This window comes from Methanococcus vannielii SB (assembly GCF_000017165.1).
GTDB classification, from domain to species: Archaea; AGJL01; Methanococci; order Methanococcales; family Methanococcaceae; genus Methanococcus; species Methanococcus vannielii.
Window position 1 is genome coordinate 1,120,310 of record NC_009634.1, and the last position, 23,784, is coordinate 1,144,093.

26 protein-coding genes, 7 tRNA genes and 1 rRNA gene are annotated in these 23,784 nt (G+C 31.9%); 18 read left to right on the forward strand and 16 right to left on the reverse strand.

Annotation, left to right across the window (positions count from 1 at the left end; translation table 11 throughout):
* Positions 1-8: 8 nt before the first annotated feature.
* Positions 9-1,190 carry a TIGR00375 family protein gene (locus tag MEVAN_RS05660; RefSeq protein WP_012065922.1) on the forward strand — a complete coding sequence of 394 codons (1,182 nt, stop codon included), beginning with the start codon at positions 9-11 and terminating at the stop codon, positions 1,188-1,190.
* A gap of 42 nt (positions 1,191-1,232) precedes the next feature.
* Here MEVAN_RS05660 and MEVAN_RS05665 read toward each other — a convergent pair whose 3' ends face one another.
* Positions 1,233-2,420 (reverse strand): aminotransferase-like domain-containing protein, encoded by a 1,188-nt coding sequence (locus tag MEVAN_RS05665; RefSeq protein WP_012065923.1) that lies wholly within the window; start codon positions 2,418-2,420, stop codon positions 1,233-1,235.
* 135 nt (positions 2,421-2,555) lie between these two features.
* Here MEVAN_RS05665 and MEVAN_RS05670 point away from each other — a divergent pair, with 135 nt between their 5' ends.
* Positions 2,556-3,107, forward strand: coding sequence for a helix-turn-helix domain-containing protein (locus MEVAN_RS05670; protein ID WP_012065924.1), 552 nt, complete (start codon positions 2,556-2,558; stop codon positions 3,105-3,107).
* A 14-nt stretch (positions 3,108-3,121) separates the two neighbouring features.
* Here MEVAN_RS05670 and MEVAN_RS05675 read toward each other — a convergent pair whose 3' ends face one another.
* Positions 3,122-3,310 carry a 4Fe-4S binding protein gene (locus MEVAN_RS05675; RefSeq protein ID WP_012065925.1) on the reverse strand — a complete coding sequence of 63 codons (189 nt, stop codon included), beginning with the start codon at positions 3,308-3,310 and terminating at the stop codon, positions 3,122-3,124.
* Between the two features lie 136 nt (positions 3,311-3,446).
* Here MEVAN_RS05675 and MEVAN_RS05680 point away from each other — a divergent pair, with 136 nt between their 5' ends.
* The 13 genes from MEVAN_RS05680 to MEVAN_RS05740 all read left to right on the forward strand — a co-directional run bounded on the left by MEVAN_RS05680 (position 3,447) and on the right by MEVAN_RS05740 (position 8,786).
* Positions 3,447-4,601, forward strand: a complete 1,155-nt coding sequence (locus tag MEVAN_RS05680) for an MFS transporter (protein ID WP_012065926.1) — start codon at positions 3,447-3,449, stop codon at positions 4,599-4,601.
* A gap of 277 nt (positions 4,602-4,878) precedes the next feature.
* The gene (locus MEVAN_RS05685; protein WP_012065927.1) at positions 4,879-5,508 is read left to right on the forward strand and encodes a protein-L-isoaspartate O-methyltransferase; all 630 of its coding nucleotides are present in this window, start codon (positions 4,879-4,881) and stop codon (positions 5,506-5,508) included.
* Positions 5,509-5,633: 125 nt separating this feature from the next.
* Entirely contained in the window at positions 5,634-6,533 is a 900-nt protein-coding gene (gene pdxS, locus MEVAN_RS05690) for a pyridoxal 5'-phosphate synthase lyase subunit PdxS (RefSeq protein WP_012065928.1), read from the forward strand.
* A 109-nt stretch (positions 6,534-6,642) separates the two neighbouring features.
* Positions 6,643-6,716 (forward strand) — tRNA-Thr (locus tag MEVAN_RS05695).
* 36 nt (positions 6,717-6,752) lie between these two features.
* Positions 6,753-6,830, forward strand: a tRNA-Pro gene (locus MEVAN_RS05700).
* 7 nt (positions 6,831-6,837) lie between these two features.
* Positions 6,838-6,911 (forward strand) — tRNA-Tyr (locus tag MEVAN_RS05705).
* Positions 6,912-6,928: 17 nt separating this feature from the next.
* Positions 6,929-7,002 (forward strand) — tRNA-Lys (locus MEVAN_RS05710).
* Positions 7,003-7,037: 35 nt separating this feature from the next.
* Positions 7,038-7,152: ribosomal RNA gene (gene rrf / locus MEVAN_RS05715) — 5S ribosomal RNA — on the forward strand.
* Positions 7,153-7,168: 16 nt separating this feature from the next.
* Positions 7,169-7,243, forward strand: a tRNA-Asp gene (locus MEVAN_RS05720).
* A 50-nt stretch (positions 7,244-7,293) separates the two neighbouring features.
* Positions 7,294-7,367 (forward strand) — tRNA-Lys (locus MEVAN_RS05725).
* Between the two features lie 22 nt (positions 7,368-7,389).
* Positions 7,390-7,464: transfer RNA gene (locus MEVAN_RS05730), tRNA-Asp, on the forward strand.
* Positions 7,465-7,518: 54 nt separating this feature from the next.
* Positions 7,519-8,136 (forward strand): 4Fe-4S binding protein, encoded by a 618-nt coding sequence (locus MEVAN_RS05735; RefSeq protein WP_012065929.1) that lies wholly within the window; start codon positions 7,519-7,521, stop codon positions 8,134-8,136.
* A gap of 95 nt (positions 8,137-8,231) precedes the next feature.
* A complete protein-coding gene (locus MEVAN_RS05740; RefSeq protein WP_012065930.1) occupies positions 8,232-8,786 on the forward strand; it encodes an energy-coupling factor ABC transporter permease in 555 nt (184 codons plus the stop codon).
* Between the two features lie 83 nt (positions 8,787-8,869).
* Here MEVAN_RS05740 and MEVAN_RS05745 read toward each other — a convergent pair whose 3' ends face one another.
* Genes MEVAN_RS05745 through MEVAN_RS05760 form a run of 4 tightly spaced genes read right to left on the reverse strand, consistent with a single transcriptional unit; the run spans position 8,870 to position 12,206 of the window.
* Positions 8,870-9,409: a zinc dependent phospholipase C family protein gene (locus MEVAN_RS05745; RefSeq protein ID WP_012065931.1), complete on the reverse strand. Its 540-nt coding sequence runs from the start codon at positions 9,407-9,409 to the stop codon at positions 8,870-8,872.
* Positions 9,410-9,418: 9 nt separating this feature from the next.
* Entirely contained in the window at positions 9,419-10,699 is a 1,281-nt protein-coding gene (locus tag MEVAN_RS05750; protein ID WP_012065932.1) for an alkaline phosphatase family protein, read from the reverse strand.
* A 12-nt stretch (positions 10,700-10,711) separates the two neighbouring features.
* Entirely contained in the window at positions 10,712-11,521 is an 810-nt protein-coding gene (locus tag MEVAN_RS05755) for a S66 peptidase family protein (RefSeq protein WP_048059157.1), read from the reverse strand.
* Between the two features lie 31 nt (positions 11,522-11,552).
* Entirely contained in the window at positions 11,553-12,206 is a 654-nt protein-coding gene (locus MEVAN_RS05760; protein ID WP_048059158.1) for a sugar phosphate isomerase/epimerase family protein, read from the reverse strand.
* Between the two features lie 155 nt (positions 12,207-12,361).
* On the opposite strand from MEVAN_RS05760, the gene MEVAN_RS05765 reads away from it, so the two are divergent.
* The gene (locus tag MEVAN_RS05765) at positions 12,362-12,883 is read left to right on the forward strand and encodes a nitroreductase family protein (protein WP_012065935.1); all 522 of its coding nucleotides are present in this window, start codon (positions 12,362-12,364) and stop codon (positions 12,881-12,883) included.
* Between the two features lie 124 nt (positions 12,884-13,007).
* The gene (gene argC, locus MEVAN_RS05770) at positions 13,008-14,036 is read left to right on the forward strand and encodes an N-acetyl-gamma-glutamyl-phosphate reductase (protein WP_012065936.1); all 1,029 of its coding nucleotides are present in this window, start codon (positions 13,008-13,010) and stop codon (positions 14,034-14,036) included.
* 30 nt (positions 14,037-14,066) lie between these two features.
* Here argC and cofC read toward each other — a convergent pair whose 3' ends face one another.
* The 6 genes from cofC to MEVAN_RS05800 are packed head-to-tail and all read right to left on the reverse strand — an operon-like array spanning position 14,067 to position 17,786.
* The gene (gene cofC, locus MEVAN_RS05775; RefSeq protein WP_012065937.1) at positions 14,067-14,741 is read right to left on the reverse strand and encodes a 2-phospho-L-lactate guanylyltransferase; all 675 of its coding nucleotides are present in this window, start codon (positions 14,739-14,741) and stop codon (positions 14,067-14,069) included.
* A gap of 55 nt (positions 14,742-14,796) precedes the next feature.
* On the reverse strand, positions 14,797-15,411 hold the full coding sequence (locus MEVAN_RS05780; protein ID WP_012065938.1) for an MBL fold metallo-hydrolase: 615 nt from the start codon (positions 15,409-15,411) through the stop codon (positions 14,797-14,799).
* 24 nt (positions 15,412-15,435) lie between these two features.
* On the reverse strand, positions 15,436-16,131 hold the full coding sequence (locus tag MEVAN_RS05785; RefSeq protein ID WP_012065939.1) for a biotin--[acetyl-CoA-carboxylase] ligase: 696 nt from the start codon (positions 16,129-16,131) through the stop codon (positions 15,436-15,438).
* Positions 16,132-16,140: 9 nt separating this feature from the next.
* Positions 16,141-16,527: an OB-fold nucleic acid binding domain-containing protein gene (locus tag MEVAN_RS05790; RefSeq protein ID WP_012065940.1), complete on the reverse strand. Its 387-nt coding sequence runs from the start codon at positions 16,525-16,527 to the stop codon at positions 16,141-16,143.
* Between the two features lie 30 nt (positions 16,528-16,557).
* Positions 16,558-16,872: a hypothetical protein gene (locus MEVAN_RS05795; protein ID WP_012065941.1), complete on the reverse strand. Its 315-nt coding sequence runs from the start codon at positions 16,870-16,872 to the stop codon at positions 16,558-16,560.
* A 17-nt stretch (positions 16,873-16,889) separates the two neighbouring features.
* Positions 16,890-17,786, reverse strand: coding sequence for a hypothetical protein (locus MEVAN_RS05800; RefSeq protein ID WP_012065942.1), 897 nt, complete (start codon positions 17,784-17,786; stop codon positions 16,890-16,892).
* A 179-nt stretch (positions 17,787-17,965) separates the two neighbouring features.
* Here MEVAN_RS05800 and purT point away from each other — a divergent pair, with 179 nt between their 5' ends.
* The gene (purT, locus tag MEVAN_RS05805; protein ID WP_012065943.1) at positions 17,966-19,132 is read left to right on the forward strand and encodes a formate-dependent phosphoribosylglycinamide formyltransferase; all 1,167 of its coding nucleotides are present in this window, start codon (positions 17,966-17,968) and stop codon (positions 19,130-19,132) included.
* Positions 19,133-19,183: 51 nt separating this feature from the next.
* Here the strand turns inward: purT and MEVAN_RS05810 are convergent, their stop codons facing one another.
* From MEVAN_RS05810 to hmd, 4 genes are read right to left on the reverse strand one after another with little or no spacing between them, the layout of a single operon-like run.
* The gene (locus tag MEVAN_RS05810) at positions 19,184-19,858 is read right to left on the reverse strand and encodes a metal-dependent hydrolase (RefSeq protein ID WP_012065944.1); all 675 of its coding nucleotides are present in this window, start codon (positions 19,856-19,858) and stop codon (positions 19,184-19,186) included.
* Positions 19,859-19,894: 36 nt separating this feature from the next.
* A complete protein-coding gene (gene hmdC, locus MEVAN_RS05815) occupies positions 19,895-21,427 on the reverse strand; it encodes a 5,10-methenyltetrahydromethanopterin hydrogenase cofactor biosynthesis protein HmdC (RefSeq protein ID WP_012065945.1) in 1,533 nt (510 codons plus the stop codon).
* A gap of 24 nt (positions 21,428-21,451) precedes the next feature.
* Positions 21,452-22,477 (reverse strand): 5,10-methenyltetrahydromethanopterin hydrogenase cofactor biosynthesis protein HmdB, encoded by a 1,026-nt coding sequence (gene hmdB, locus MEVAN_RS05820; RefSeq protein ID WP_012065946.1) that lies wholly within the window; start codon positions 22,475-22,477, stop codon positions 21,452-21,454.
* A 55-nt stretch (positions 22,478-22,532) separates the two neighbouring features.
* On the reverse strand, positions 22,533-23,597 hold the full coding sequence (gene hmd / locus MEVAN_RS05825) for a 5,10-methenyltetrahydromethanopterin hydrogenase (RefSeq protein WP_012065947.1): 1,065 nt from the start codon (positions 23,595-23,597) through the stop codon (positions 22,533-22,535).
* Positions 23,598-23,784 lie beyond the last annotated feature (187 nt).

Genomic DNA, 23,784 nt, shown 5'->3' on the forward strand with positions numbered 1-23,784 from the left:
GTGATTTAATGATAATAAATGCTGATTTACACATTCATTCAAAGTATTCAAAAGGAACTTCTAAGTATATGGATATTGAACATATATTAAAATATGGCTCAATAAAGGGACTCGATTTAATTGCAACAGGAGACTGTTTACACGAAAAATGGCTCGAAGAAATAGAAAAAAATTCAAATAAGCCCTTACTTTTATCAACAGAAGTCGAAGATCGGCACCGAGTTCATCACCTGATATTTCTTCCAAGCACAAATCAGGCGCATGACTTAAGAAATATCTTTTCAAAACACGCTAAAAATATAGATGCAGACGGAAGGCCAAGAATTTCTTTAAATGGCATGGAAATAATTGATATTATTCGAGAATTGGGCGGTTTAATAGGGCCTGCTCACGCATTTACCCCTTGGACAAGCATTTACAAATCTTTCACTTCAATTTACAACTGTTATGCGAGAAAACCTGATTTCATTGAACTTGGACTTTCTGCTGATACAGATATGGCAGACATGGTTGAAGAATTACGGGATTTGCCCTTTTTAAGTAATTCTGATGCTCATTCCTTTTATTCACATAGGTTGGGCCGAGAATTTAACCAGATGGAAGTAAATGAGCTTTCAGGACTTGAAACAAATTTTGAAGAGGTAAAAAAAGTTCTTAAAAATAATAAAATAGTTGCAAACTATGGTTTAGATCCAAATCTTGGAAAATACCATTTAACTGCATGTACTAGGTGTTTTACACGATTTCAATTAAAAGATGCAGAAGAAAATAAATTTAAATGTCCAGAATGTAAGGGAATCATAAAAAAAGGTGTATTTGATAGAACAAAGCAACTTTCAAAAGATGGAAAAATAGTTCACCCTAATTTCCGGCCAAAATACCATAAAATAATCCCATTAGCAGAAATAATTTCCCTATCGATTGGGAAGAATATTGGCACAAAATCAGTTGATTTGATATGGGAACAATATATTGGACGATATAATAATGAAATAGATGTACTGATTAACGAAGACATTTTAGAAATTAAAAAAATTAATGAAAAAGTAGGAAACATGATAGAATTATTTAGAAAAGGTAAAATTTATATTTATCCTGGCGGGGGGGGAGAATATGGGCATATTTCAAAAATCATGCCGACAGTTAAGTGGTTTCATCCAAAAGTAACACTTGATTCTTGGGTAAAATAAAAATTTATGAAATAGGGCTGAAAATATTTAATTAGAAAATATTTAATATTCAAATTCATTCAAAACCTTTGAAAGCCGGTTTATCCCTTCAATTATTTTTTCTTCAGACATGTTTGAATAATTTAACCTAAACGTATTTTCATGGCCTCCGTTTGGGAAAAATGAACCTCCTGGAACAATTGCAACATTATTTTTTAGACATTCTTCTAAAAATTTCCTTCCATCAAACCCTTCTGGAAGTTCAACCCATGTAAAAAGGCCCCCATCAGGATTTGTGTATTTTAAATTTTTAGGGAATTTTTTTTTCATTTCAAAAATCATTAAATCTCTTCTTTTTTTATAAAGTTCTTTTAATTTTGATAGTCTTTCTTCGAAATCGTAATTTTCAAGCATTTTTGAAATTATTCGCTGGGAAAACGAAGAAGTGTGTAAATCTGCACCCTGTTTTATTAAAATATATTTTTCAAGGATATGTTCAGATGCACAAATCCAACCAACCCTTAAACCGGGGCAGAACGTTTTTGAAAAAGTTCCAAGATGAACCACAAGTCCTAAATTATCGAGAGATTTTAATGAAGGAAGAATTTCACCTGAAAACCTTAGTTCTCCGTAAGGATTATCCTCAATTACTGGAATTTTATATTTTTCAATAACTTCCATGAATTTTTTTCTTCTTTCAAAAGACCATGTTTTACCAGTAGGATTTTGAAAATCTGGAATTACGTAAATCATTTTTACATCATGTCTCTGATTTAATATTTTTTCAAGTTCTTCTGGAATCATTCCAAAGTCATCGGTTGGAACTTCAATAAATTCAGGTTCATATGCTTTAAATGCATTAATTGCGCCCAAATATGTTGGACTTTCGCATAATATAACATCTCCTTTATCAATAAATACTTTTCCGGAGAAATCAAGGCCTTGTTGGGAACCGCAAACGATTAAAATGTTTTTTTCTGAAAGCTCTGTTTTATATACTCTATTCATTCTTTCGGAAATCTGCTTTCTAAGGGGAACATACCCTTCAGTTAAATCGTACTGTAATGATTCTGGGCCCATTTCATCTAAAACTAGCGAAGAAATCTTTTTTATTTCATGAACCGGAAATAATTCTGGTGCGGGAAGTCCGCCTGCAAAAGAAATTACTTCAGGATTCTGTGTAACTTTTAATATTTCTCTTATTTCTGATGTTTTTAACTTTTCCATTCTATTTGAAAACTTTACATTCATTTTAATGCCCCAATTTTGTTAAGATTGATAATGATATATGCTAAGTATATATACCGTACATATATACGATATACGGTTTAGAGAATTATTAAAAATATCTATTATATATACATTATATTGTACAACTGGGATACTATGGACGATTTAAACAGCGTAATTTCTAAAAATTTGAAAAAAATAAGAAAGGAAAAGGGACTTAGTTTGGATGCGTTGTCTACATTAACAGGAGTTAGTAAAAGCATGCTTGGGCAGATTGAACGTGAAGAAGTAAATCCTACGATTTCAACGATTTTAAAAATAGCAAATGGTTTAAAAGTGTCTTTTACATCGCTTATGAAAAAAGAAACATTGGAAGTGAATGTTATACGCTCAAAAGATTTAGAACCAGTTTTTGAGGGTGTTGACCATAAATTATACTCTGTAATACCATACGAAGACGATAAACATTTTGAAACATGTATTGTAGAGATAATGCCTGGACATGCATATCTTTCTGAGGGCCATATAAAAGGAACTGAAGAAATAATCACGATTTTTGAGGGCGAACTAACATTAACCCTTGATAAAAAAGAATATATTCTTTCAAAACACGATTCAATTAGATTTATGGCAGATAAAGCTCATACTTACGAAAATAAAGGAATAAGCCCTGCAAAAATACATTTAGTTTTATATTACCATGAGTAAAAGAAAAAAAATGCTTAACAGCATCCTTTTTCTTCTTTAATGCAGTCAACAGGGCAAATATCTACGCAGTCGCCGCAGCTGTTGCATTTCGAAGCATCGATTACTGCTTTACCGTCGTCTTTTTCTGAAATTGCATCAACCGGACATGAAGGAACACATGCTCCACATGCAATACACTCATCTTCGATTACTTTGAACACCATTATTACACCTATGTTTATTTTTCAAGTTTAAAGATTGATATTACATATTTTTATATGTTTGTAAATTATTTTAATTGCCAAATTCTTTTTATATAAAAAAATGAATACGAAAGGTAACTAAAATTTAGGCGAGTTCATGAAAGACGATTTAAAGGGAATTTATGCAATTTGGATTACTATTTTCGTTACAATGCTTGGAATAGGATTAATTTCGCCATTGCTTGCAATATTTGCGAAATCTTACGGCTTAACTAACTTTCAAATTGGGCTTATTTTTGGTTCTTTTTCACTTGTAAGAACAATTTTTCAGTTACCTGCCGGAAAATTATCGGATATCTATGGTAAAAAAATATTTTTAGTATGTGGTACTTTTTTATATGGTATTACTACGTTTTTATATGGATTTGCAAGCGGATTTGCAAGTATTTTTATTGTAAGGACACTTACTGGAGTATTTTCTGCATTTGTAAATCCTGTTGCAGGTTCATATATTGTTTCAGCGTCTCCAAAATCAAAGATTGGCGAATACATGGGATTATTTAATTCTGCAATATCTCTTGGATTTGGAATTGGGCCTTTATTAGGAGGATTACTTTCAGATATGTATGGAATAATGGTGCCTTTTTACGTATGCGGGGCTTTAGGTATAATTGCTTCGATAATAGCGTACTTTAAAGTTGAAGAAATTTCAAAACAAAATCTTCAAAAAACAAAATTAACCGGAAAAAATTTATTTTCACTTGAATTCTTAAAGCATAGAAATTTCAGTGCTGCATTTATGATAAATATTGCAATAACGATTTCAAGGGGCGCAATTTTAGCATATCTTGCAATTTATGCCTATGACTATAATGTATCTGCACTAGGCATTGGTTTAATGCTTGCTGCAATGAATATGGTTCTTGCACTAACTCAAAAAAAATTTGGTGAACTATATGATAAAAGTGGAAAATTTATTATAGTTCCTGGAATTATCATTGGAAACCTTGGAATGTACGTTTTGTCATTTTCTAAATCTTTTCATGAAATGTTTATATCATTAATAATTGCATCAATTGGCGCTTCAATGACCGGCCCTGCAATTAATGCAGTTGCAATAAAGGATATCCCAGAAACACGAAAAGGCGAAGCAATGGGGCTATATACTATAAGTATAAATGTTGGCATATTTTTAGGCGCTGTCATTTTAGGATATATTTCTGATATTGTTGGAATTTCTGCAATGTACCGTATTGGTGCTATATTTTCATTTTTAATAAGTTATATTGCATATATTGCAATAAAAAAATAATTTCGTTTTATATATTGCTAACTATTTTATTAGGATTTTGAGTTCATTTTTTAAAACTACTGGTATGATTCTAATTTTAATGCAGTGTATTTTACTTTTTTAAAAAAATGGTAAATTTGAAGATAAATACTAAATTATCCATTAAATCACCGCAATTTAAAAACTGAAGTTATATATCTATTTAATTATAATATATAATTAATCAAAACTTCTAAATTATGACCGTTTAAATTTAAAAAAATCTTAAAAATCTTAAAACTTTAAAGTTGGTAAAAAAATGCCTTTAAATGAAATGGTTAGCGTCGTAACTAATTTGGTAGAACGAGGATATATTCGGAAAAAAAGTGTAGTAAGTGCACTTTTAAGCGTTCCAAGGCATAAATTTGTTCCAAAATATTTAGAATCAAGTGCATATCAGGATAATCCTTTAGAAATAGGCTACGGCCAGACAATTTCTGCAATACACATGGTTGGAATAATGTGCGAAGAACTTGATTTAGATAAGGGACAAAATGTTTTAGAAATTGGAACTGGATCGGGGTATCATGCAGCAGTAGTTTTAGAAATTATTGGAAAATCGGGCAAATTGACAACAATAGAAAGAGTTTTTGAGCTTTTTAATTCTGCAAAGGAAAATCTTTTAAAATTTGGCTATAATAATATTGAAGTAATTTATGGGGACGGTACAAAAGGCCATATAGAAAATGCGCCTTATGATCGGATATATTTGACTGCAGCCGGAAAAAAAGTTCCTGAAATTCTTTTTGAGCAGTTAAACGATGGGGGAATTCTTTTAGCCCCTGTTGGAACATATAATCAGTATTTAATTAAATATATGAAAATAAATGGCCAAATATATGAAGAAATTCTTTTAGAAGTATCATTTGTTCCATTAATTGAAGAATAACTTTTAAAAAGCAGTATTTCAAGAAAATGGATATATTAAAAAATCAACATACTTTTTTATATCTGAAAATAAAATTATTTTTGAAACTTGTTACACTCTAAACGAAAGAATAATGGAGAGATATAATGAAAAAATTAGGAACTGACCTTTTGAAAAGAGGATTTGCTAAAATGGTAAAACACGGCGTTGTAATGGATGTTACAAACGTTGAACAGGCGAAAATTGCAGAAGAAGCAGGTGCAGCAGCAGTAATGGCTTTAGAGCGAGTTCCTGCGGATATTCGGGTACAAGGTGGCGTTGCAAGAATGTCTGATCCTGACATGATTTTAGAAATTAAAGATGCCGTTTCAATCCCAGTAATGGCAAAAGCAAGAATTGGCCACTTTGTAGAAGCTCAGGTTTTAGAATCAATTGGCGTAGATATGATTGATGAAAGTGAAGTTTTAACGCCTGCTGACGAAATAAACCACATAAATAAAAAAGCATTTACAGCACCATTTGTTTGTGGTGCAAGAAACTTGGGCGAAGCGTTAAGAAGAATTGATGAAGGCGCAGCAATGATAAGGACAAAAGGCGAAGCTGGAACTGGAAACGTTGTAGAGGCAGTAAAACACATGAGGGCAGTTAACGAAGGAATTGCAAGAGTAGTTGGCTATCACGAAATGGGTTTAGAAGCTGAACTTGTTCAAATGGCAAGAAACGAATTAAAAGTTCCAATGGAAATAATATTGGAAGTTGCAAAATTAAAAAGACTTCCAGTTGTAAATTTTGCGGCAGGAGGCATTGCAACACCTGCTGATGCAGCATTAATGATGCAAATGGGCTGTGATGGTGTATTTGTTGGTTCGGGAATTTTTAAGTCGGGAAATCCTGAAATACGGGCAAAAGCAATTGTAGAGGCAACTTATAATTTTGATAAACCAGAATTAATCGGGGAAGTAAGTAAAAATTTAGGGGAAGCAATGGTTGGAATAAATATAGACCAGATTCCTGAAGAAATGCTCCTTGCAAAAAGAGGAATTTAAATTTTTAAACTTTAAATTTATTTACTTTTAAAATTTTTTAAAACAAATTTTTAGATGCTACCGAAAACTTTATATATTATAACACTAGTATTCAGTATGCGAACAAATTGCCTCGGTGGCTCAGCCTGGTAGAGCGCCTGACTTGTAATCAGGTGGTCGGGGGTTCGAATCCCCCCCGAGGCTTGAGTTACCTTTAAAAGAGGAAAAACTCGTTAAAAAGGGCCTGTGGGGTAGCCTGGTCCATCCTTTGGGATTTGGGATCCTGAGACCCCAGTTCAAATCTGGGCAGGCCCACCATTATTTCCCCGCGATAGTTCAGATTGGTAGAACGGCGGACTGTAGATCCGCATGTCGCTGGTTCAAATCCGGCTCGCGGGATTTAAATATCCCCTCATGGGCCCGTAGCTTAGTCTGGTAGAGCGCCTGACTTTTAATCAGGCGGTCGAGGGTTCGAATCCCTTCGGGCCCGTTCAAAACATTAAATACGTTTAGGTATTGTTTTGATACGGCGGTCATAGCGGGGGTGTAACATCCGATCCCATCCCGATCTCGGAAATTAAGCCCTCCAGCGATTCCTTAAGTACTGCTATCTAGTGGGAACAAGGTGACGCTGCCGATCACTTTTTATTCCAAATGCCCTGGTGGTGTAGCTCGGCCTATCATACAGGACTGTCACTCCTGTGACTCGGGTTCAAATCCCGGCCAGGGCGCTTTGCGTCTTTTAAATAATAAATAATCAGTATTTTGAAAAAGCCGTTATGGGCCCGTAGCTTAGTCTGGTAGAGCGCCTGACTTTTAATCAGGCGGTCGAGGGTTCGAATCCCTTCGGGCCCGCTAATTTTCGTATATTAAAAATGCCCTGGTGGTGTAGCTCGGCCTATCATACAGGACTGTCACTCCTGTGACTCGGGTTCAAATCCCGGCCAGGGCGCTTTTTTATTTTATGGAATGCTAATTCATATATTTAAATGTTTATGTGAAAAAAATGGCTAAAGATGGCGAAGTATTCAACTTGATTTTTGAAAGAGGGAATTTTTTAAAAAATGTTATTTTAAGCTTATTTAAGCCCTTAAAAACAGAAATTTTCAAAGAAACTATCCCTCCAAAATTAAATAACTGTATATGCTGCGGATTATGTGTTGAAGTCTGTCCAACTAATGCAATATCTATTTTTAAGTTTCGAGATATAATATGTGAGTCTTGTGGATTATGTGTTGAAATATGTCAAAATTCTGCAATTAAAAAAGACAGGTTTTATGTTGACCCTCAAAAATGTACGAAATGTGGGTATTGCGTAATGTTTTGTACGATTCCATTAATCAAAAATGAAATTCCCGTAAAAAAGGTTCCTGAAGTAACTCTAGAATGTAATAATTGCGGATTATGTATTTACCAATGTCTTGAAAAAGCAATTCAATTTAAAAATGGCGAAATAGTTATAAATCCAAAAATATGTAAAATTTGTTTAAAATGTGTTGAATTTTGCCCATTAAATGCATTACTGTCCCCAAATGATTCAGTAAAATCTAAAATTATAAATGTGGATTTAAACTCATGCATATTTTGTAAGGACTGTGAAGAAATATGCCCTATTAAAAAATAATTTTTATCCCCTTAAAAAATTAAATCTTTTATCTCCGATAATATTATATATACGTTTAATTATTTTATTTTTAAGTAATTTGGAGGGGGTAAATATTGGACAATTCAAAAATCTTTTTCGCAGTATTTTTTGGAAGTATTATATTAAATGTTATAGGTGCATATATTGAATCACTATATTTACTTCCAATTTACATGGATAGTACTGGAACAATTCTTTCAGCTATTTTATTAGGGCCTCACATTGGTGCAATAGTTGGACTTATAACAAACTTGTTAAATGGGTATCTATTACATAGCGAACATATCTTATTTGTTGGAGTAAATATTTTAATAGGAGTTATAACGGGGCAAATGCTTTATAAAAAGGATATCACTGCAAAATTAATGCTAAAAACGATTCTAATGGTAACTTTTGTAGCATCAATTCTTGGAAATTTCATATCAATAGCCTTTTTTGGGGGGGTTACTGAAGGAGGCGTAGGATTTTTTACAAATGCCTTAACCAAATTTGTAGAAAACATTCCAACAGCTGCATTTTATTCAGGAATATGCACAAATACACTAGATAAACTTCTTTCATTTGCAATCGTTTTTGAAATAATATATCTTTTTAAAAAACCACTTACACCACTTGGAGTAAAAATTTAAAATCTAATTTATTTTTTTAATATGCATGAAGTTTACTTTTTGACGATAAAAAAGGTAAATTGTCGTTAAAGTCCTATGAAAACTCAATCGACTTTTAAAAGTTTTAAATATTCATCAACTACTTTTTGGTAGTTTTCGTTAGTTTTAAATTCTGAAATTTTATAAATTGATTTTTTCTTCCAACGTTCACAAATTTCTTTTTCAATACCCAATTTTTTTAAAAAATCGCAATTTCCACCAATAACATGCGGTAAAAAATAGTCAAAATCCAATTTAAACATACTTTTAAGAAATTCGTCAAGGTAGGCATAAATTTTAGAATTTTCTTCAATGCTTATTTCATTTTTCAGCCTTATTTCGTATTTCCATACATTGTCAAAGTGCAAATGTAGATTATACCCCTTTAAAAAAGATATTTCAAAGATACTATCTTTTCCAAAAAAATTTTCAGGATTTTTTTCGTAAAAATGAGTAATTTTTCGTTCAATTTTTGAAAAATATCCAATGTCTGGTGAAACCGAACCGAAATAAAAGTTATTTAAATCCATACTATCAAAATTACTTTTAAAATCCTTTTCAAGAATTATTTTTGATAAAACAAGGTGTGAATAAAAATTTGGCATCTTTTAAACCTATTTTAAATGATCAGTCTTATTATTGTCTGGAACATACTTTAAAAGTTTATTTCCAAACCTTGTACCTGATATATTTGATAATCCCATGTAATTAAGTATTAAGGGCATTAAATTTTCCGAATTTATTCTTAAATGCCCCCTATAACAGGATTTTTCATTAAATTCATAAACTTCATCAGGCAAGATATTTTTTTTATAAATTGCAACTGGAATTTCTTCTCCAGAATGGATTAACGTTCCAACAGATGGCGTTGAATGGTCGCTAGTTACAATTACAAGATCTTCAGTTAATTCATTAATTTTTTCAAGATCTAAATCTATTTTTTCAAGGGTATTTACCTTACTTATTGGATTTTTAGTATGCGCCGCTTCATCTGGTTCTTTAGTGTGTATATGGATAAAATCGTAGTTTTTAAGTTCAATGCCCTTTAAAAACGCATCTTTAAAATTTCCTTCTTCAAAATAGTCCATTCCTATCAGTTTTGATAATCCCTTAAATACACTACTTTTTGCAATTACTGCCCCTTTAATTCCCCATTTTTCATGAAAAGGCTCTAATTTCCTATATCTTCCGGCCCATTTCGTAAGTAGGAAGTTTGCAAGAGCTAAGCCATTTTCTTTTCTTTCTTTATTAACAACATGATTTTCCAAGATTAAACTACATTTTAACAAATATTCATTTAAAACTTTTGCAGTTTCTTCTGAAAAAAGTTCTTTTTTATTTTCAAAGCCATTTAATGGCTTAACTTTTAAAACGTGCTTTTCCCTGTAGAATGGGTCGCTATCTGATATTTTATCGGAAATTTCCCCATATAAATTAGTTATTTCTAAGATACAATGAACATCATATGAATATACTAAATTAAACGTGTAGTTTCCAATTTTTTTTGGCAGGGAATCTATTAATTCATTAATTTCCTTTTTAAATATATTTTTAGTTCTCCTATCTAATACAAAGTATCCTTTTTCTGACTTAGATATAAACCCAAAGGAGGCCCTTAAGTATATCGAATTAGTATTTATTTCTAAGTCTTCACCCAGTGCTTCTATGACCCCCCTTCCTGGAAAATCGGATAAATTATAGCCCCAAAGTAAAAAATGGGCAGTTTCAGTCCCTAAGGGTATTCCATTTCTAAATGGGGTAATCATTCCAGTAGTGCTTTTTTTTGCAAAAGTATCTAAATGTGGAGTTTTTGCATATTCTAACGGTGTTTTATTTTCTAAAATTTCAGAAGGCCTATCTCCAAGCCCATCTAAAAGTATAAGTAGCGTTCTCATGTTATCTTTTATTTAAATATATTTTTTAACTGTTTCAATATAGTTAAAATTTTTGGAGTATCCATTACGTAATATTTCAATTGAAGCAGGATATATAAACTTGGTTAATATTTCAAGTATCTTTTCTTTTTCAAAAATCACTTTTCCATCACTATCCCTATAATTTCCGCTAAACATGCATGAATACTGGTTTTTTCCTTGTTCCCAGTTTTTTCCAATAATTTCTTTTATTTCAACTCCTTTTTCAATATTTTTTACAGGAAATAAAAGTTCTACCCCAAATTTTTCACATATCTCATGGTAAATTTCAAGTGTTTCTTTTAACTGGTCTATTTTAAAATCATTATCGTGTAAAATTCTTTCTCCAGTTATTATTTTATTTCCAAAATGCTTCGCAATTGGTATTCTTATTACTCTTAAATATGCATGGCATCCAATACATGGGGAGTAATACCCATATTTTTTAATAATTGCAGCAACAAACCTTCCGTTTAGTGCATTCCAGAGTTTTGGTTCAAAAATAAAATGAAGGGGAAGCAAATATTTTTTTTCATAAAGTTCGCCAATTCTTTCATTAATTAAATTCCAATTTTTGTAATATATTTCCCTTTCACCGTAGTCAGTACCCGTAAACGCCAAAATTGGAAGAATTGCATCAATTTCGGGGTTTTCAAAAGCTTTAATTATTGCAGCAGCACTATCCCGGCCTGCAAATTCCCCTATTGCAATTTTTTTTGGATTAATACCATACTCTTTAATAATTTTTAATGCATTTTCTGATAAAATGCAGTTTTCAAACGATTTTTTAAAATCTATATCCAAATTAACACCCAAAACTCTTTATTTTCCCAACTTATTTATGTTCTTTAATATATTTATGTAATAGTAATTCTGTATGTTTAATTTCACCAATGTCCATTAATTCAATAAGCCATTGATTAGCTCCAACGTTTAAAAGTTTATCTAATATTGGAGTTAAATTTTTCAAATCTTTCGGTGCAACATGCCCAGTTTCATTTTCTAACTCGTAAACATGAACATTATAAATTCTATCAGAAAAAATGTCGACGTATTCCTGTCTTTTTTCATAGCAAACATGCCCAATATCAAAAGTGATATCGCAATCTGTAAAATCTGCTATATTAATTACGTTTTCAGGATTTGCAGAAAAACCGTACCTTAGATTTTCAATACATAATACTATATTACTTTTTTTTGCATAATCAGTTAGCTCTGACACATTATTTAAAAGAGTATCGTAATCAGGCTTTAGCCCATTATGGAGATGAATTGTTAAATAATCAGCATTTGGTATTGAATCAATAATATTTTTTAATTTTTCAATGCCAAAATTATTATTTGAAGTCCCAATATCAACTATGGGTGCGTGAAACCCGCAAATGCTGTCTTCTAAATCATTTTTGATAGTTTCGCAAAAATGAAACCCCCAATCTGTAAATTTAAAATTATTTTCCGGATTTTTAAGCCTCATGCATGTACCTATCATGTTATCATATATACTCTATCATATTAATATATATAGAAATGCTATTAGATTAGTTAATATACCGAAAAATATATGATTTTGGTAGGGGATATATATTTTTGTAATGGCCTTTTTTAAGATATGGGTGATTTAAATAAAACGAGGGGTGAATTTATATGAATGCAATATTTGAGCGAAGGAGTATTAGGCACTATACTTTAGAAGACGTTTCTGAAGAACTTATAGATGATTTACTTTTAGCAGCAATGTCTGCACCAAGTGCATGCGACCAGAGACCTTGGGATTTTGTAGTTATACGAAATAAAGAAACACTTTTAGGAATTTCAAAGGTAAATCCTCACGCAAAAATGCTAAATGAAGCACCAGTTTCAATAGCGGTTTGCGGAAACATGAAACGAGTAAATGGGGATTGTAAACAATTTTGGGTTCAGGATTGTGCCGCTGCAACTGAAAACATACTTTTAGAAGCTCAAGACAAAGGACTTGGTGCAGTATGGCTTGGATTTTATCCTGTCGAAGAACGGGTTGAAAAAATGAGAAAAATAATTCATGCACCAGATAATATCGTTCCATTTTCAGTAGTTGCAATTGGGCACCCTGCGGAAAAGCCAGTTCCTGTAGAAAAATTTGATAAAGAAAGGATACACTATGAAAAATGGCAAATAGGTTACTATTAAATCTTTAAATACTGATAAGCTGTTAACTTAGTATGTAATTTATAAAATTATCCCTTAAAAATCATTAATTTTTTATTTTATCACGTTTTAATGTATACTAAATTTTAGTGTTATAGGTGGTTTAATGAAGACCGTATCAATTATTGGGGGAACTGGATATACTGGTTCGGAACTGTTAGGAATTCTTGCAAATCATAAGGATGTGGAAGTTAAAAACGTAACTTCTAGGAAAGATTCGGGAAAAAAGCTTACTAAAATACACCCTCAAGTAAAAAATCTTAAAAACTATAATGAATTGGAATTTAAAAATTTGAATCCTGAAAATATTGATACAGATATTGTTTTTTGTGCAACTCCTCATGGGGCATCGTTAAAAATTGTGCCAATACTGCATGAAATGGGAATTAATGTAATTGATTTAAGTGGAGACTACCGATTTGAAGACCTTGAAATGTATGAAGCTTGGTATGGATTAAAACATACTGGAAAAATAAATTCCGTTTACGGGCTACCTGAAATTTACAGGGAAAAAATAAAAAAAGCAAACGTAATTGCAAACCCGGGATGTTATCCAACAGGTGCAATTCTTTCAATGGCGCCACTTGTTTCAAACGACATTGTTGAGGAACGAATAATTTTTGATTCAAAATCTGGGGTTAGTGGAGCAGGTGTAGAAGCAACTGAAACAACACACTTTCCAAATGTTAATGAAAATTTGGGCCCATATAAACTTACAAAACATAGGCACAGCCCTGAAATTGGAAAAGAATTAGAATACCTTGCAGAAAAAAGTTTAAAAGTTTCATTTACCCCTCATCTTTTACCTGTAACTAGGGGGATACTAACAACTGCACACGCATTTTTAAAAGAAGATATTGGACGGGCAGATATTGTTGAAATTTATGAAGAGTTTTATAAAAACGAATTTTTCGTAAGGATTTATGATGAAGAAATGATTTCATTAACCGGGGTTAGAAGTTCGAACTTTTGTGACATAGGGGGCTTTGAAATTGATAGGTTTGGGCGAATAGTTGTAGTCTCTGCAATAGATAACCTTGTAAAAGGTGCAAGTGGCCAAGCCATTCAAAATATGAATATCTTAATGGGCTTTGACGAAAAAGAAGGACTTAATATTGGGGGACTTAGGCCTTAATTTTATTTCATCTTTTATCTAATTTTTAAATTACTGGCTTTTTCTAATGATATTAAATCTTCCAGCAGACGAATGCTTTGGAAAAGCTTCGATATTTAAGTTTTTTAAAAATTTGTACGTTTTAGTATCTTTACCATGAATAAAAATTTCACCTAAGTCCTCGACAGTATTTATATCAATTGACGTGTAAAATGAATGACACTTTATTATATTTAAATTATTTATTTCAGCTTCTTTTATATGTTTTAAAAAACTAAATCCTTCAAATTGGGGCTTAATGCAGTTTTTTGGGTTTAACAATAATAAATTTGTTCCGCCCCCCCTTGAAGGGCATATAATTACCGAATTTTCCACAGATTTTTTTACAATTGATTCCAAATTTTCCTCTTTTAAAAGGGGCACATCTGCGGGTGTTATTAGTACGGAATCTTCTTTAATAATGTTTAAAGAGTATTCTATGGCTTCATTTAATCCTTTAGTGTTTAAATCCTCCTTTATTGGGATAATTCCAAGATTTTTTGAAAATTCAAGTATTTCATCGTCTTTACTTACTACGTAGCACGCATCCACACATGATTTTACTTTTTCATAAGTATCAAGCAAAATATTTTTAATTAAGTCTATTCGCTCTTTAGAACTTAAAAATTCTTTTAATCTTGATTTTACATTTGAAAGGGGCGATACAGGAATTAATGCAGCTAACATTTTACCACGACTAAATGCCAAAAAGGCGAATTATTAGTTATTATCCACACATGAATTATATAAATAACATCGCATTTGCAAAAGCGCTTAAGTCACCAGTTTCTCCATGGCCCGGAAATACCTTCATTATCTTTTTTTCGTAAGCAATTCTTTCTAACGTTCCGATTGATTTTCTTAAACTTACAAGGCTTCCTGTTGGAAAATCATATCTACCTACCCCATATGAAAATAAGGTATCTCCTGAAATTATGCTATTGTCGTAAATCAAACTAATTCCTCCAATACTGTGTCCGGGAGTTTCTAAAACCTCAATTCCAAGCTCATTTAACATTTCAATAGCTTCAGTTATTGGATATATCTCTTTTGGTGGAACTAATTTTCCAAAAAGCCTGCTAACAGTTACTTCATCCCCTAAAGCAAGATGCGGTAGTTCTAAAGGGTGTATATATACGGGAGCTTTAAATTCTTCTTGAAATAGATAATCGCTTGCAACATGGTCATAATGACAATGGGTATTTATTATATAATCTATGCCCTTAGAATACTTTAAAATATCTTTTTTTAAGTTTTCAAAATTTGCAGGAGTTCCAGGATCAATTAAAACAGTTTTTTTACCAACTATCAGGTAAGAATTAGAATCATATCCTATACCATTTAATTTATAAATCATTCTTTCACCAACTTTTTTTCAGGACTACCTCAGGTGAATGCAGTCTCCAACATCATATATTGAAATTTCTTTTTCATTTAGAAGGTATATCCCGTTAAAATCAATTTCGACAACTCTTCCAAAAACAGTTTTATTTGGTAGTATTAAATTTACATTACTATTAATCGTTTTAGAATATGTCTTATACTTTTCTAAAATGGCATTATTATCCATATAAAGATTGACTTTAAAATTTTTAATAAATTCCTCAAATATCTGTTTAATGTCAAAATTTTCTTTTTCAAGGCAGTATAATGAAGTTCCAACGTTTTTAATGCTACTTTCAATTTTATTATTTATGTTTAGTCCAATTCCAAGTACAAAATAGCCCTTTAAAACATTTAATTCAGTTAAAATTCCGCAAATTTTTTTATCATTACATAGGATGTCGTTTGGCCACTTTATTTGGAAATTTTCATTTGAAAAATATTTTAAAGTTTCAAGTACGCTAACTGATGCCAAAAAATTAATTTTTTCAATCGGGTTTACTCTTGAAATATCCATTAAAATCGAAAAATAAAGCCCCCCTTCTTTAGAAATCCATGTTCTATCCATCCTACCTTTTCCACTAGTTTGAATTTTTGAAACAATCACTAAATTTCTTTTACACTGTTTTCCAAGATCATATGCAAATTTATTTGTGGAATCTATTTCTTCAAGATAAATATACTCAAAATCCAAAATATCCCACTAATAATTTTCAAAAACATTTAAAAGGTACATTTCAGGTTCAACTTTTTTTACAACTTCCGGAAATATATATATACTGTCTTTTAAATCTTTTTTAATCCTTCCAACGACTAAAATAGTGTCGCCTTTTTCAAACACTTGAAGAGTTTTTGCCATTCCTTTAAATCCTGAAATTCGTATGTCATCAGTTAAATCATCTAATGTAATAGAGCAGAACTCCTTTGCAACGTTTAAATATTTTGATATAATTATTCCATATAATAAAATTCTTGAAACACTTTCATCGTCTTTTGTAACAACGTAGTTTGAATCCCATTGGCCTTTTGCTTCAACAAATGTTCCTTCTTTTAGTTTGGATATGGGAATTCTCTTTGCAGGTATTCTCATTATTTACACCAACGTATTCTTTAAATGGTATTAGTTGTATTTTTCGATTTTTTCTATAAATTTTGCGATTAATTTAGGGTTTGAATTTTTTAATTGAATAATACTATCAGAATAAATCATAATTCCTTTTGGGGTTATTTTTACAGTTCCAAAAACAATTACCTTTGACAAAACGTCGATATGCACTTTTTCATCATTAGAAACTTCTATTTTAAAAGAACCATTTTCAACTTCCAATCTATCTCGATTTTCATCGCTTTTTATTCCAGTTATAATTCCTAAAATAGCTACTTTTTTCTCAATATCTTCAGGCCCAATATTATTTATTTTTTCAAAAGTGTACATTTTATAAACCTTATTTTTTAATTCAAATTCAGTAATTCAAATTCAGTATTTGGGTCGGTTTTGTTCCAAAAATTACTTCTAAATGATATATCTTTTAAATATTCATCGTAAAACGTAATTCCAGATATATTAATATCTAAACCAAGCAATTGGCGGTTTAATTCTAAAATTATGTCTTCATCATCAATTATCATTTTTTTAATTTTTTTAAAGTCAATGCATTTTGTATTATTATTTAAAGTAGCCCTAATAGTTTTTGTACCATCATCAACAGTACAGTTACATAAAAATAACCATTTTAGATTATCATCTTCTTCATCAACCTTATTTCCGCAACCACATATTGCATATCCTTTTTTTAAAGTCATTTTTTTGTTACATATGCCACATACTGGGAAATAAGGGTTTTTTGAATGAATAGAAACGATTAATCCCCTAATTTCAGCACCGATCCCTTCTTTTAATTCAGAAATAAGTTTTCTTGAAAAATCACTTCTTTTAGTATTTGAATTTTCTAACATTTCTTCAAGTTTTGGTAAATTTGACTCTATTTTTGATACTTTTCCATTTTTGGAAAGTGATAGGTGAATTCTGTCTTTAAATTTTTTTGGAGCATTTGCGTTTTCAATTAAAATTGCATCGCCTTCAAAAATACCTTCTAAAAACTTTATTTCTTCAGTCCAGAGTGATAAAAGACCTTTAGCAGTACCGTCATTTACTATGACATTAACAACAGGGTTTTTTCCAACAATTTTCTGTTCAAATATTTTTTCAATTCTTAAAATGGCATTTATTTCAACCATTTTTTCTACAATATTGCTTAAATTAATCAGCTCAATACTATTTTTTAAGTCTGCACTTTTAGATTCAACAGTCTTTTCAATATCATCAAGCTTTGAGTCCGTTTTAGGCATTTGATTCACCAGTTAGTTTGAAATATATATTATAAGATTTTATTTTATTGTACCCCATATTTAAAAAGCTAAAACGTAAAATTGGCCTCTAAAAATATTAAAATATATTATATCAAAATTTATTTATATTTTTTATCCTAAACTTAATTAATATTATAAGTTAGAGTTTTGGTGAAACAATGGTTGGTACCCCTCTTTTTTCAAATGCTAAAAAAATTTTACTGCTTGGAAGCGGTGAATTAGGAAAAGAAGTTATTATCGAAGCTCAAAGGCTTGGAGTAGAGTGTATTGCTGTAGATTCGTATGAAAACGCTCCTGCAATGCAGGTGGCACACAGATATCACGTAATAGACATGAAAGATTCAGGTTCACTTAGGGCAGTAATTGAAAGAGAAAAACCTGATTTAATTGTTCCAGAAATTGAAGCGATAAATACTGACACTTTAAAAGAAATGGAAACTGAAGGATACCACGTTGTCCCAACTGCAAATGCTGCAAAGCTTACAATGGATAGGGAAGGAATAAGGAGACTTGCTAGTGAAAAATTAGGACTTAGGACTGCAAAATATGAGTTTGCAGATTCTTTAGATGAATTAAAAGAAGCAGTAAAAAGAATTGGAATCCCCTGTATCATAAAACCAATAATGTCTTCTTCAGGTAAGGGGCAGAGTACGGTTAAATCAGAATTTGACATTGAAAAATCTTGGGACTATGCAAAAAGTGCTACTAGGGGGATTGGCACAAAGGTAATTGTTGAAGAATTTGTTAATTTTGACTATGAAATCACGCTTTTAACTGCAAGAACTGCTTTTGGAACAAAATTCTGTGAACCAATTGGCCATATACAAATTGATGGCGATTACCACGAAAGTTGGCAGCCCCACCCGATGTGTTCGCCCACAAAAGCAAAAGCACAAGAAGTTGCTAAAAAAATTACTGATGAACTTGGTGGATACGGTATTTTTGGGGTTGAACTTTTTATAATGGATGATGAAGTAATCTTTAGTGAAGTATCTCCAAGACCGCACGATACTGGAATGGTTACAATGGTAACACAGAAAATGAGTGAATTTGAAATTCATGTAAGATCAATTTTGGGTTTACCTGTAAACGTTGACTTAAGTTATCCAGGTGCAAGTTACGTTATTAAATCAGAAATTTACAAGTGGGCACCAGAATATGATATAATCGAGGCTTCAAAGCTAAAAGATACAAAAATAAGATTATTTGGAAAACCCGTTGCAAAAATTGGTAGAAGAATGGGGGTTGCTTTATCAACCGCAGAAGACGTATCAGTTGCACGAGATACGGCAAAAAAAGCAGCAAATATTGTAAAAATTAAATAAAATAGATTTAGTCTGTTATTAAATATCATATGTTTATATTTTTTAACTTAGTCACATGATTTTTATTACGTAAAAGACTAAAGTAAGCCAGATTACTATGCCAAAAAAACCTTCTTTTTTTCGAAAAATATGTTTTGAAGGATACATTAATTTACACCCCTTTGGAGTCATGCAATCTCCAATAAGATGTGATAAATACCCAATAGCGATTGGAATTATAAAATATTCTAACCCCTGAAATGCTATAATCGACTTTGAAATTAAGCTATAAAGTACCCATGCAAAAACTGAAATTGAAACGGCTTTTCCAAGAAGGTTATTGTTTGTAACCATTATAAGTGCAATCAGCGAAGCCATTATTGGGGATATTACTGACAATTTAAATGTTAAATAGCCTAAAATTATTGAACTAAATACTAAACTTAAAAATGTATGGGTAATTTCTCTATGTTTTGCATAATATGGTATTATATAGATTAAACCGCCAAAAACGGATGCAATAAAAAACCCAACATTAAAATATTCTGGCCTAAATAAATATGCTAAAATAGAAATTAAAATAAGGCCTCCAGAAATATATAATCCCCGCTCTACGATTTCTGACTTTACATCATGGTCTAAATCTGGATAAAGTGCTCCCGCAACCACTAGAAAAATTTGTTCAGGGGATGAAATAAATGGAAGACCCATTATTATTCCAAGAGTTATATGTCCTTTCCAGTTCATTTTATCACCAAAAGAAGCTACTGCCTCTTATGGCAGTTAAATTAGGCTTATTGCGTTAAATTTGTTTTTTATTCTTAATGCTATTTCTGGAATCATTGTGGTAATTATTGATTTATCTGCTTGTTCAAGTGCTTTTCTATCGCTACCACTACAGGCATATGCATTTATCCCATTATCATTTAAAATTTTAACAGTTGCATATTCAACTAATGGGTCAACGTCGCTTACATAAAGTTCTTCGGGATTTAGTGCACTTGCAATGCCCCATGAAATATATCTGGCACCAAGTACCCCAATTTTCTTTGAATCAAGCTCTTCACTAAGCGAATCAAGAGTTTTTCCAAAATATGGGGCATTATACATTTTGCTGTTTGAAACGGAAACCCAGTGGGCATCGCCCATGAAGTAATTTCCAATCATTTCGGGGTAAATCATATGCTTTCCATTGTAATTTAAAAATCTGCTACTTTTTACAAGTATTTTTAAAAGTTCCCGATTTGCAATACATATCCCCATATTTGAAGCTTCTTCTTTCATTATTTTTAAAACTCTTGGGAGCCCAAAATTATTTCTTCTAGCTTCTTTTGGGCTGTATCCGCACATGTAACCGTGATGATTTCCACTAAATCCTGAAAGTATGACGTTTAAACCACTCCTTAAACCAACTCTACATTCGTCTTCATATGCACCGTTTGTAGCAACAACGCCCCCTTTGACAAGAATTCTTGAAACTGCAACAGCTTTTGCAAAATCCTTTAATTTATTTTTAGACCTGTTAAATGGCCCTCCTTCGATAACGAGTGCATCAACATTTAATTCACTGCAAGCCCTTAGGCCAGAAATTAAATCATCATATCCGTCACCAATATGGAAGATTCCTTCAATACCCTTCCCGTATTTTTGTGCAGCCTTTGAAACATTTTCCATTTCTGAAATATCTGCACCGTGGTCTCCACCACCTTGTTCTTCAACAACATTTACACAAACAGTTGAAGAAAGATTTATCCAATCACTAAATTCTTCAAAATGTTCCCTTTCTTTTGTAATCAACCGCTTATGAATTCGGTCTCTTGGGCATCCTTTGTAAGGCGGCCCATTGTAATAACAATCACCCATGCAATGCGTTATCTCTTTTGGAAACCTCATGGGCCCAAATCTTCCAAAATGGTCAATATCAAGGGGGACTTCAACATTTTCATGTACTTGTTTCATTACTTCAATCGGGTTAATGCCCTCTTTTTCCGCAATATCTGCAAGTGCGTAGGTACAAAGATGTATCGGATAGCCCATAGCATCGGTTAAAATACAATTTTCAATAAATTGACTTAAATTTAAGGATGAAGAACAGGGACCAACCCCTATTTCTAACAAATCGCAACCCAATGGAAATTTTCTAAAATTACTTCCTAACTTTTGAATTTCTTCAAAGGATAAATCATCAACAGAATCTACAATGTCTATAATATCTGATTCGGTTAATTTTTTGTCATTTATTTTTTTCACGACAATTTCCCGCAGTTCCATTGCAGAATCGAAATCGTTTAGGGAACTTTTTATAAGTTCTTTCATATATTCCACCTTGTTTTTGCGAATTTATTTAATTTTAGGTTTTAAACCGAGTTCTTTTATTAGGCAGACTACTTCAATTAAATTTCCAGTCTTTGGACTTCCAACTCCCATAACATTTAATGGATGATTTTTTGGAATTACTGTTGCAATATTGCTGGCCCCACCTAAAAGGGCAAATTGTAAAAGTTCTGGGCCAATTGTTGGCGTTGGAGATGTAATCCTAATATTTGGGAATAATAATCTTGTAATTGCGATAGTTTTCGCTTGTTCAATTGCAGAACATTTTTTACAGTCTTCCATTGGCGTATTTTTGTATGGATTAAATCCCATTATCGGAATTTCTTCAACACCAAGTTTTTTTAAGAAAAAAAGATGGTCTACCCTATCTTCGTATGATTCACCAATTCCAATTAAAAGACCTGATGATAATTCAATTCCGTGTTTTTTAATTAAGTTACAAACAAGTATTCTATCTGAAAGGCTTTCACCTGGTTTTACACTGTTAAATACTTCTTCATTTATGGTTTCCAGATTACAGCATATTGTGTCAATACCGTTTTCTTTTAGCTCTATTACACATTTTTCAGTTAAATCTGCCCCTGTATTTACTAAAACTTCCAAATTTGAAACTGATTTAACGGCTTTAAGTGCACGAATAACTTCTTTACCGCCGTAACCGTGTCCTGATGAGCAACTTACCCTTTCTATTCCTGATTTTTCAATCTCTAGTACAGATTTTTTAATTTGGTCATCATCTGATTTAAATGCAGTAACATAACCTTCAGAACTAGTTCCAGCAGCAAAACCACAGTATTTACATTTAGGACTTACTGAACAGACGTTTGTAACATGAACTGTTGAAGTAATTTCAATTTCAGGTTTAAAAAAATCCCTGACTTCCGATGCAATCGAAAAAAGTTTTAAACATTCATCCCAAGTCCGGATGTTAAATAGTGCCAAAGCATCTTCTTTTGAGATTAATCCCTGTTCCAAATCTATTTTTCCATCCTTTAGCGCTTGAAAATTGCTTTTTACCTTTGAAAATATCATTAAGACCACCGGAAATGTAAATTAAAGTTATATTAAAAAAAGAGGTAATTATGAATTATGGTTTGATTGAACAACCGCATTCGCATTTGTTTTCTTTTGCATGCTTTTCAAGTACTTTTAATGAAGCAGGAAGGATTTCCGCTAAAGGGCCAAAACACATACTGTCAGCAGTACCTGTTAATGCCTTAGGGCTTAATTTTTCTTCCATGTTTTTAATCCCTTCTTTTCTCATTAAATCTAACATCTGTGAAATAGCTTCATCAGCCATCATTTGAGCAAAGTCTGCAGGCGCACCTAAAATCTGTGTTACAGCATCCCTATAAGCTAAAATAGCTGCGTAAACTGGCGCAGTAACTGCTGAACCCATGTCACATACCGGGCTGATTAAGTTTGCAGGCATTTTGAATGCTTCTCCTCTTGCAGCTTTTGCAATGCAGTAGAATTCTTCCACTTTTTCTGCGTCAGCTAAACCTTCTGAAAGGAATGCTTGGCCTTTCATTTCAGGAACTGCTCCAGGGTGGAATGAAATAATGTTTAAGTCGTCTCTTCCTAAGTCTTTGAATATTTTAGCGAATTTAGGTGTTGGGATTGTACAAGCGTGGGTTACAACTGCACCTTTTTTGATTTCGCTAGCGAATTTTTCAATGATTGCAGGTTGGCTACCACCTTTTGGTAACCAAGTAATTACGATATCAGCATCTTTAACTGCTTCAACGTCGTTTGAAGTTACTTTTAAACCTACTTTTTCAGGGTGTACAAAGTGGATACATCCTTTAGGTGGTTTAGGTGTTTCTTTTGCTTTAGCTTTTACAGCAGCTCTGATTTCAGGCATTACTTTTTCCGCATCCCCTGCTAAGTGTGCTTCCATTACTGCCCCATAGTCAAACTGGTCTAAAACTACAATTCCCGGCTCTTCAGCAAAACATGGGTCTGAAACAACGACCTCAGTAACTTCTGGAATTAAATGTAATAATTCTGCACCCATTGTGATTGTTGAGTGAGTCATTGTAATTTCTGGGATCCCTACTTCTTTTGCAACTTGTGCAGCTCTTGAAAAATTAGTAATTCCTGATGCAGCGTGTGTTCTGTAGCACCCTGCCCCTAATATTGCCACTTTCATTTATTACACCTCAATTTGTATTGAAAAATATATATTATAGATAACACGAAAATTATTAGGTGATAATACATATATAAATATTGGTTATTAAGGTAAGTAATATATGCTGTAGACTTTAAATCTAATAATAAGAAATTTTATAATGGTAATATTAAAATATTGGCCATTAGATTTTTTTACATATTAT